We start from the raw sequence: 8,264 nt of genomic DNA, 5'->3' as shown, positions 1-8,264 counted from the left end.
CAGGCGTGCCACGCTTCGCGCGGCCCACCCAACGGGCCTGACGGCCCGGCAGTAACGGGGTGGTGGTGTGCCGGAGGGTGGGCCCCAGAGGCGTGCTTCAAAACGAAGTGCAGCTTGAGTCTGGAACGGGTGGGCCGCCCCGATCCTGCCCCCTAGAGGATCAGTGACAACGTGGCGCGCATGAGGAACGCAGTGCCATTCAGCGCAGGTGCCGAAGCTCGCGCAGTCCGTAGTCAGGTGGCAGCCATCCCTTCTTCCGCCTCTCGATGGTCCTTCGAGTGTGAGGAGGCGGATAGGGACAGCCCTGCATCAGATCGGGTTCGTCCCTGGTCCACGAGAGCCTGTAATGAGCGGTAGACACAGGCCAGATGGTCTTCACTGGCTCCTTCGGGCTCGGTGCTCTTTCTCGCCTGCTCCGGCGTCGCTTGGGACGGGGCGGCTGGGGCGGGCGCAGCTTGCAGCGCTCGGCGAACGCCGTCAGAGACGGGAGCCCCTGGCCTCCCAGCGGGTCGCTGAAGAGCGTCCCGCTGGTACCTGTGGTGATGCGCCAGGTGAAAGCAGCGGCGAGAAGCAGGGGGCGTGCCCAGCTGGGGACGTGGTGTGTCATGCAGCCTTGGCGTAGCCCGTGCTCGTGAAGGGTGATGGTGGAGGCGTCAGGGGCGAGATCACGGACGTGGGCTGTGCTCAGCTGCGTCGTGGAGGCCGCAGTGAAGACGGCGGTGGCGAGCCGGGCTGCCAAGTGGGGGTACGCCGTGGCGTGGTGCAGCCGGTGGGAGACCTCTGCTGTGGTGAGGGCAGGCAGGGTGGGGGCGAAGAAATCCCGGTCTTCGGCCATGGGTGCTGTGCACTGGCAAGGGCGGGTGGCGGAGTCGAAAGTACTGAGCGTGGTCAGGGCGGGCAAGTTGAGCCAGCGGTTCGCCAACGGCCGTGCCGCTTGCGGTGCTGGCGTTCCGAGGTGGCCGGCTCGGCCTCGGGCAGCAGAGCTGAGGCCTCAGCGACCCTGTGGTCCAGCTGGCGCAGCTCACGCTCCACAAATGCCCGCATGGCCCGGTGATGGCAGACGAGGAACAGACGCACCCCCGTACGCCGGCGCAGGGCCAGAAGGTCTTGGAGGCGGTGCGGGGTGAGCAGGTGGGCGCGCAGCAGGGTGAGGTGGGTGATGGGGGTGGCAAGGATCCAGGCGGCGGCGATCGTCCAGGCCGGGGCCGTGTCGAGTGGGCGGTAGCCGACCAGCGGGACAGGCTTGCCCAGGGCGGCCAGGATGTCGTAGGCAAGTGCGATCGCGGCGTCGGTCCCCGGGGTGGGGTGAACGGTGAGGCGTCCGTGATCCGGGGCGTGGGATGCCAGGGCCGCCCGGGTGTGGACCACGTCGTCGTACGGGTCCAGGACCACCGTGACCGGCGGAGGGTTGGGGCAGTCCAACACTTCAGGCCACCACCGGACGTTGGCGCAGTTTGCTGTAGGACCACCGCAACAGATCCTCGTCAAGGATCCGTCCGGATTCCTTCATCCCGGCGGTCAGGTGATGAGTGATCTTCGCCCAGGCCCGGAAGTTGCCGTGCGCGGCCTCGTCATCGCACATCGCGATCAGGTCCGGGTCCGTGTCCGCCCACACGGGGTGAAAGGCCGGGATGACGGTGAGGACTTCCTCCAGCGGCATGGGCTCGATCTCCTGCCACGCGTACACGCGGGACTCCAGCATCGGCTCGCTCTGCAGCATCTCGAAACAGCCGTCCCCGCCCGTGAACACGATCGTCAGGTCCGAGCCGATGTCATCCCACAAGTAACGCAGGTACTCGAAACACATCTTCGACAGCCACTGCGCCTCGTCACAGACCAGGACGTGCCTCTCCTCCAAGGCGCCGCGCAGCATCCTGTCGAACTCGATCGGCTGCCCCGGTGGGCGGCCCTGCAGGCCCAGGGCGTGGAACAGCTCGTGGCGCAGGTCGCGGGTCGAGGGGCGGGAGCGGAACTGGATCCGGCGCGTCAGCTTCGGCGCGAGCTCACGCAGCGAGGTGTTCACCGCCAGCGACTTGCCCCGGCCCGCCTGACCGTAGATACAGATCATGGCTCTGGCCTCGATCGCGGCACGGATGTTCTCCCGCACCATCAACAGGGCGCGCGTGGAGACCACCTGGGCGCCCGGCAGGCGCATGAAGTGGTCCTCCCGCTCCCGGGGCAGTCGGCCCTGTCGCTCAGCAGTCACCATCGCTCAACGCTCCCCGCTGTCATCACGTACATCAGCCGCTTCAGGCGGTCCGCCGTCGACTGCCGGCCCGGCACCCGTCTGCGAGTCGGCCGTCCGGGGAGGGCGGACAACCGGCCGGGCCCAGGAAGCCGGGGGCTCGCGGGGAGGGATCAAGTCCGGGAGCGCCCGGGCCGCCAGATCCGTGCCCCTTGACCGGGCGATCTCCGCCTCGGCCTGAGAGGAGGTGACCGCACGCCGCGGGCGGGGCACGGCAGCCGTGGTCGTGGCCGTGTAGCGGGCCTTGCGCAGCTTCTCCGCCGCCTTGAGGTCGGCTTTCAGCGCGCGGGCTTTCTTCTCCCTGACCGAACTCAGCGCACGGCGCTGCTCCAGTGTCGCCGCCTGGGCCAGATAGGCGCTGCCCAGGTGACGGCCCCACTCCTCGACTGTGAACACCTCGATCTGCCCGTCGTAGTGCGGCAGATACCGCAGCCGGACCCGCATGCCGACGTGCCCGGCCATCCACGGCGCGATGTAGGCACGGCGCCGCCAGCTGATCCCGTTCGTGGTGATCTTCCGGACCCGGCCGTCGTCCTCCATCGCGAAAAACGCCAGGCGCTCCTCCGCGACGTCCTCGACCGGTGCTGGATCCGCCTCCCACGCCGCCAACGGTGTCATCCCCTTCGCGAGGCCCTCAGGACGGTGGCCGGTGTTCCAGCCCTGCACCCACCTCAGCAAAGCCTCGACGAACTCCGGATACGACAAGAGGTCATCCACCTGGTCCGGACGGTGAGCACCGACCGGCCGGGCCCTGCGGGTATAGCCAGGCAGAGAGACCAGGAACATCTCCTCCACCGCGTCGTTCAGTGCCTCGACGGTGCCTTTGCGGTACGGCTTGTAGGCAGGCAGATCGTGGACCGGGACCGCGAAGGCGCCCAGGGCGCGCTCCACGGTCCGGCACAAGAACTCCTTGCCCCGGTCGACACGCACCACGCCGGGCAGGCCACCGAACGGGCCGTACGGCTCGGTGCGGCTGATCCCCGTGCGCAGCGCGGCCAGGACCGCGTCCCTCGCCGGCTGATGCGGAGTGACCGCCACGCCCACGATCGCCTTCGTCGCGACATCGATGAACCACGTCACCCACGGACACACCGCAGAGCCTTCGAGATCCACGCGTACCGGGATCCGCTTGTGATCCCCCTCCCAGCACGCATTGCGATGCGTCCGCGGGCGCTTGCCGTACACGTCATAGCGGCGCCTGGCAGCCTCACCGCCCTTCAGGCCCGCCCGCTCCCCCGCCGACAAATCCTGCCGTACGGCGCGCTGCAACGTCGCAAGAGACGGCACCGTCCCGGGCCGTCCGTCCCTTTCAGCCTCGGCGGTCAGCTCACGGTGCACCGCGGCCACATTCCCACCCCACACCGCCAACAACTCACGCATCCGCGGTGTCAACGAGAACCTGGGACGCGGCCTCCGACCAGCCCGTCCCTCATTGCGAGCAGCTTCGACCCAACGGCGCACCGTGCGGACAGAAACGTCAAGCGCCGACGCCACCAGACGCACATGCCCCGACGTCAACCCACCCTGGGCATCCAGCGCCATCAGACGGACAACCGCGCCCTCACGCCCCACCCCGGACGGCAGCACCCCACCGGCCAGAACGTCGTCTCCCGGCAGCACAGACACCGCGCACCACCACCCCGGCCCGATCCCGGCCAACAAACGGCTCACCCCATGAGACCGCCAGGAAACAAACACAAACCCAAAAGCCGCGAACAGGAGACAACTGCCCATGACCTGCGGTACAAGCGCCATCACGAAGAGACGGACCCGTACAGACCCCTGAGCGTTGTCAGTGCCCGTTGATAGGTTGCATCCCCCAATTCACATGGAGATCGGATGACTTATGGGGCTTGCCGATGAGATCGACGCAGCTGTAACAAGCGTCGTCTGTTCTGACTGGGACACCCGCAAGGGGACAGTCGTCCCCACCACGGACAACGTGAAGCTCGGCAACGGAGCCGTGGAGATCGACGCCGTCTACCTCTACGCAGACCTGGCCGACTCCACCGGCCTCGCCCGCGACTTCACCCGCACCACGGCCGCCAAAGTCATCCGCGCCTACCTGGACGCCACCTGCCGGGTCATCAAGGCGAGGGGCGGCCACATCCGAAGCTTTGACGGCGATCGGGTCATGGCGATCTTCATGGGGGACAGTAAGAACACCGATGCCGCACGATGCGCACTGCAGATCAACCACGTTGTCCAGAAGATCGTGGCCCCCAGAGTGGAGGCGAACCTGTCCTCCATCAAGAGCAAGGGCTTCGAAATCAAGCACTGCGTCGGAATCGACACAGGTACCGCCCTCGTCGTCCGCGGCGGCGTGCGAGGCAGCAACGACCTCGTGTCCATCGGTCGAGCACCCAACGTTGCCGCCAAGCTCAGCGACATTAGAAACGGCAACTACCGTACGTACGTCACAGAAGCTGTCTTCAAAAAGATCGCCGAGCACACGAAGTACAGCAGCGGCGACGACAAGCGCCTCATGTGGGAAGGCCCCTACACCCGCGAGGTCGGCGGCGAAACCATCACCATCTACAAGTCCTCCTGGTGGTCGAAGCCGTGACTGCCCAAGACCCGCGCGACACCGCATGGCGAATCCACCAGGCACTTGGTGAATGGACAGCACGGGTCGACGCCAAAGCATCTTTCGCACTCACCCTGGAGTCAGCCACCCTCGCTGGCATCGTTGCGCTCTCCAGCAAAGGCCACCTTTTCGACAACCTCACCGGCCTCCGCGTACGCGCACCGCTGTGGGCGGGCATCTTCCTCATCATGGCCGGCGCCCTGTGCGCAATCACCGTCGTCGCCCCCCGTCTACGCAGCCGAAAGCAGCTACAAGCCGAAGCACCCAACAACTTCATCTACTTCGGCCACCTGCAGTTCTGGGAACCGACAGCCCTCACCCAGAAGCTCGAACAACAGGACATGCTGCCAATCCTCAGCAACCAGCTCATCAACATGAGCAAGATCGCCTGGAAGAAGCACCGCCACGTCCAGCTCTCCTTCATCCTCGCCGGCCTCGGCGGGACCCTCGTTCTCATCGCCGGCTACATCGCCTAACTCCCCCACGAGGCCACAGGCATCGCACGTCACTGTCCAGCGACAATGCACGTCAATGACACCGCACAGGCCGCATCAAAATGTCACCACCAGCGAGCAGGAACCACCTCACCAGCAATAACACAGCCAACACTCCCGCCAACAACTGCAGCACCCAGGTGACACCCACACGCGGTGCCGCAGCGGTGGCCTCCCGCAGGGCGTCGCCCGCCTTGCCGCCGGTGCCGGCGTCGGCGATGACGGTCAGGATGGCCAGGCCGATGGCGTTGCCGATGTTGAGGGTGGTGGAGGCCATGCCGTTGGCGATGCCCTGCTCGTTGGGGGCGACGCCGGTGGAGGAGGCGATCCACATGGCGGTCCAGACGATGCCCTGGCCGACTCCGGAGATGATCAGGCCCGGCAGTGCCGTGAGGTAGGTGGCATCGGCGTCGAAGCCAAGGGCCAGGATGGCGGTGCCGACGGCGCCGATGACGAAGCCCGCGATCAGCGTGGTGCGGGTGCCGAGGCGAGTGGTCAGACGCTCACCGAGCTGGGTGCCTGTGGCGATGGCCACCGACGGGACGAGGAAGGCCAGACCGGTCTGCAGGGCGCTGTAGCCGTGCACGTTCTGCATCAGGACCGTCAGGAAGTACGGCAGGGTGCCGAAGGTGGCCATGTAGAGGAAGGTCACCGTCATGCCGACGCTCAGGTTGCGGTTCCGGAAGAGGCGGAAGGGCATGAGCGGGTCCTTGCTGCGCGCCTCGACGCCCGCGAAGGCGACAAGGAGAACCACAGCTGCAACAAAGGCGGCGATCACGGTCGCGGAGGTCCATCCCATCTCGGGGCCCTCGACCAGGGAGAAGACCAGGAGGGTGGAACCGCCGGTGGCGGTCAGCGCGCCGGGCAGGTCGAACTTGCGCTTCTCGGTGGGCTGCGCGTCGCGCGGGATGACGGCGAGTGCGGCCAGGGCTACGGCGCCGGCCAGCGGCACGTTCACGTAGAAGACGGCCGGCCAGCCGAAGCTCTCGGTGAGGACGCCGCCGAGGAGTGCGCCGACGGTCAAGCCGCTGGCTCCGGCACCGCCCCAGACGGCGAGCGCCTTGTTGCGCTTAGGGCCCTCCTCGAACAGCGTGTTGATCAGGGAGAGCGTCGAGGGCAGCAGCAGCGCACCGCCGATGCCCTGGACGGCGCGCGCGGCGATGATGACGGCCGGGCTCTCTGCCAGACCGCCGGCCAGGGACGAGACGGCGTAGATGGTCAGAGCGAGGATGAAGACCCGGCGACGGCCGAAGAGGTCTGCTGCGCGCCCGCCCAGCAGAAGGAAGCCGCCCGCGAGGACGACGTAGGCGCTGACCACCAGCTGCTGGGTCTGTCCCGGGAACCCGAGGTCCGCGCCGATGTCGGGCAGCGCCACAAAGACGATGTTCAGGTCGAGGGAGAAGATCAGCTGCGCCAGGGCCAGTAGCGCCAGACTCCAGCCCAGGCGTTGCGGCCCCGAGGCGGGGGCGCCTGTCGGCAGCGTGGGTGAAGTGGACATGGGAGGTCAGCCCCTCTTCGGCCATGGGCGGGCAGCCCGGCGAGTACGACTGTTCGTATCTTTACGTACAGTCGGACTGTTTGCAACGGGGCCGCCCCCTCCCGCCACGACTTTGGCAGGTCGCGGGAACCTCCCCTCACACCCGCGCAGGGCGACGCTCTGGCTGAGCAGTTAGATTCAACGACTGTCGCAGTACAGTGGGACAATGATCTCCCGTCACCCCGATCGCGATCAGATCCGGATTGAGGCCGTCCTCTCCGCGCTGGGGCACCCCATGCGGCTGACCGTTGTTCGCGTCCTGAACGACGGGGGGGAACACAATTGCGGAAGCATTCTGGACGGCATCTCGAAGTCGACCATGACCCACCACTGGCGCGTCCTGCGCGACAGCGGTGTCATCTGGCAGCGGCCCTCGGGCCGCGAGAACCTGCTGTCCCTGCGACGCGAGGACCTCGACACCCGCTATCCGGGCCTGCTCAACGCCATCCTCGAAGGGGCCCGGCTCGATGCCGAGTCCGATCAAGGCGCCAAGCCCTCATAGCCGTCCTGCAGGAACAAAGCGACCTGAGCGTCCGGGAGTTCAGCTTCCTGCTGTGGGCCTCAGCCCGAGCGTCGTCACCCGGCTCGTGAGCCGACTGGAGAAGCGGCAACTGGTGACGCGCACCTCCTCCGCACCGGACCGCCGTTGCGTCTGCCCGGTTCTCACTTCCGCCGGGCGCACCCTGATCGAGCGACTGCGGCTACCGGCGTCCCACGCCGTAAGGGAAGGGCTGGGCGAGGCCGAGAACCAGCCCGCCCTCGCCCGGCTGGCGCAGGCGTTCACGCCGACCGGCTGACGCGAAGGTGAGCTCTGGCTCCTCGGGGCGCGCGGGCTCGACCCAGAAAGGATGTCGACGGCGGCTTGTCAGCCGCCAGTTGGCATCACCATGGTTCGGACGAACGCGGTGGCGCCCTCGCGCTCGTAGAAGCGGTGGGCGGCGTCGTTGCCGGCGAGCACGGAGATGTTCATGACTTGGACGCCATGCTGGGCGAGGTGGTCGCGGGCGGCCGATACGAGGGCCTGGCCGATGCCCCCGCCGCGGGCGTCCGCGTCGACCACCAGCGTCTCCAGGACACCGACCCGCTCGCCCCACTGCCATGAGCCTGGTGACTCGGCGACCCGGACCATCGCGTATCCCAGCAGGCGATTCCCGCCATCCGCGGTGAACGCCCGTGTGAGGGGCGACCGCAGCCACTCCAGGTACAGGTCGCGCCGCACTCGCCAGGTGTCCTCAGGCGCGCGCATGGGCGCCACGGCCTCCAAGTGGCTTCCGACCTGCCGGTGGTGCGCCTGCAGTTGGAGCCAGAGCGGCCTCAGGCCGTCGATGTCATGGGCGGCGAGGACGCTGATCATCGGTTCCATGGCGCGCAGCCTATCGACCTCGAACAACAGTCCTCATG

9 protein-coding genes are annotated in these 8,264 nt (G+C 67.5%); 4 read left to right on the top strand and 5 right to left on the bottom strand.

Features of this window, described 5'->3' with window-relative positions; all coding sequences use genetic code 11:
- Positions 1 to 888: 888 nt before the first annotated feature.
- Genes E5671_RS02525 through E5671_RS02515 form a run of 3 tightly spaced genes read right to left on the bottom strand, consistent with a single transcriptional unit; the run spans position 889 to position 3,787 of the window.
- Entirely contained in the window at positions 889 to 1,425 is a 537-nt protein-coding gene (locus tag E5671_RS02525) for a hypothetical protein (RefSeq protein WP_160502193.1), read from the bottom strand.
- 1 nt (position 1,426) lies between these two features.
- Positions 1,427 to 2,209 carry an ATP-binding protein gene (locus E5671_RS02520; RefSeq protein WP_160502192.1) on the bottom strand — a complete coding sequence of 261 codons (783 nt, stop codon included), beginning with the start codon at positions 2,207 to 2,209 and terminating at the stop codon, positions 1,427 to 1,429.
- 3 nt (positions 2,210 to 2,212) lie between these two features.
- Positions 2,213 to 3,787, bottom strand: coding sequence for a transposase (locus E5671_RS02515; protein WP_443032554.1), 1,575 nt, complete (start codon positions 3,785 to 3,787; stop codon positions 2,213 to 2,215).
- Between the two features lie 304 nt (positions 3,788 to 4,091).
- On the opposite strand from E5671_RS02515, the gene E5671_RS02510 reads away from it, so the two are divergent.
- Both E5671_RS02510 and E5671_RS47275 read left to right on the top strand, forming a co-directional pair.
- The gene (locus tag E5671_RS02510) at positions 4,092 to 4,811 is read left to right on the top strand and encodes an adenylate/guanylate cyclase domain-containing protein (RefSeq protein WP_160502191.1); all 720 of its coding nucleotides are present in this window, start codon (positions 4,092 to 4,094) and stop codon (positions 4,809 to 4,811) included.
- Entirely contained in the window at positions 4,796 to 5,308 is a 513-nt protein-coding gene (locus E5671_RS47275) for a Pycsar system effector family protein (protein WP_336605632.1), read from the top strand. Before E5671_RS02510 ends, E5671_RS47275 begins: the two co-directional genes overlap by 16 nt.
- Positions 5,309 to 5,360: 52 nt before the next feature.
- Here the strand turns inward: E5671_RS47275 and E5671_RS02500 are convergent, their stop codons facing one another.
- Positions 5,361 to 6,824 carry an MFS transporter gene (locus E5671_RS02500; protein WP_202120943.1) on the bottom strand — a complete coding sequence of 488 codons (1,464 nt, stop codon included), beginning with the start codon at positions 6,822 to 6,824 and terminating at the stop codon, positions 5,361 to 5,363.
- 205 nt (positions 6,825 to 7,029) lie between these two features.
- Between E5671_RS02500 and E5671_RS02495 the strand changes: the two genes are divergently transcribed.
- Complete coding sequence (locus tag E5671_RS02495; RefSeq protein WP_160502190.1) at positions 7,030 to 7,365, top strand: ArsR/SmtB family transcription factor; 336 nt, start codon at positions 7,030 to 7,032, stop codon at positions 7,363 to 7,365.
- Positions 7,366 to 7,417: 52 nt separating this feature from the next.
- Positions 7,418 to 7,660 (top strand): MarR family transcriptional regulator, encoded by a 243-nt coding sequence (locus E5671_RS02490; protein WP_202120942.1) that lies wholly within the window; start codon positions 7,418 to 7,420, stop codon positions 7,658 to 7,660.
- A gap of 68 nt (positions 7,661 to 7,728) precedes the next feature.
- Here the strand turns inward: E5671_RS02490 and E5671_RS02485 are convergent, their stop codons facing one another.
- Positions 7,729 to 8,226, bottom strand: coding sequence for a GNAT family N-acetyltransferase (locus E5671_RS02485; protein ID WP_160502188.1), 498 nt, complete (start codon positions 8,224 to 8,226; stop codon positions 7,729 to 7,731).
- Between the last annotated feature and the right edge of the window lie 38 nt (positions 8,227 to 8,264).

The sequence above is a fragment of the Streptomyces sp. BA2 genome (assembly GCF_009769735.1).
Classification (GTDB): domain Bacteria; phylum Actinomycetota; class Actinomycetes; order Streptomycetales; family Streptomycetaceae; genus Streptomyces.
The sequence above is the reverse complement of the archived record's forward strand: the minus strand, read 5'-3'. Positions and strand labels throughout refer to the sequence as shown.